The sequence below is a fragment of the Streptomyces sp. LS1784 genome (genome assembly GCF_020103755.1).
GTDB lineage: Bacteria > Actinomycetota > Actinomycetes > Streptomycetales > Streptomycetaceae > Kitasatospora.
Window position 1 is genome coordinate 1 of sequence record NZ_JAHSQD010001204.1, and the last position, 783, is coordinate 783.

General features: G+C 77.8%; 1 pseudogene. It reads right to left on the minus strand.

What is annotated here, in order from left to right:
- Positions 1-715, minus strand: a pseudogene (locus KS423_RS46550) (ATP-binding protein); the annotation flags it as partial.
- Between the last annotated feature and the right edge of the window lie 68 nt (positions 716-783).

A 783-nucleotide genomic window follows, 5' to 3' on the forward strand; every position in this document is an offset into this window, starting at 1 on the left:
CGGCGTGGCCGCCCCGGTCCAGCAGGTACACCGGTCCGCCGTCCGCGGCCAGCGCGCGCAGCCGCTCGACGGGCTTCCGGGCACAGGGCCCTGACCCGGCGCGGCGGGCCAGCCCGGCGAGCGCACCGTCCGGCTCGTCGTCGCCGAGCAGATGGGCCGTCACCCGGTCCGGGACGCGCAGGGTGCGGGAGAGCAGCGGGCGGTCCGGCTCGGTGATCTCCAGCAGGCCGCCGGTGATCAGCGGGGCCCGGGTGGAGAAGCGGAAGCGGCCGGCGCCGGCCCCGGGCAGTCCGCACAGTTCGAGGGCCAGGCCGATGGTCGCCCGGCGGCGGGTCAGGTCGTCGTTGAGGTAGCCGTAGAGCTGCTCGAAGCGGGAGTCGAGATCGGGGGCGAGCGCCACCAGCAGCAGGTCGAGATCCACCGGGAGCAGCCCGAAGGCGGCACTGAGCCGCCCGAGCCGGGAGCCGGGCGGCGGCGCGGGCCCGTCAGCGGAGCCCCCGGTGACCAGGCCCGCCGTGGTGGAGGCCGCGAGGATGCGCTCCACCGCCTCGGGGCCGAGGTACTGGCCGCGGTACGGGTCGTCCGGGTCCGGGTCGTGGGCCCGGCGCTCGCGCACCGCGGTACGGACCCGCTCTTCGATCCGGTGCAGCCGCTCCCAGAGGTGGTCGGGCTTCGGCGGTGCACCGTTCACCGCCTGGTCGAGGTCGAGGCTCATTGCGCCCTGCCCCGGGGCCGGCGGCCGGGCGGCAGCCCGCGCTCCCGGAGCGCGGCGAAGCCGTCCGG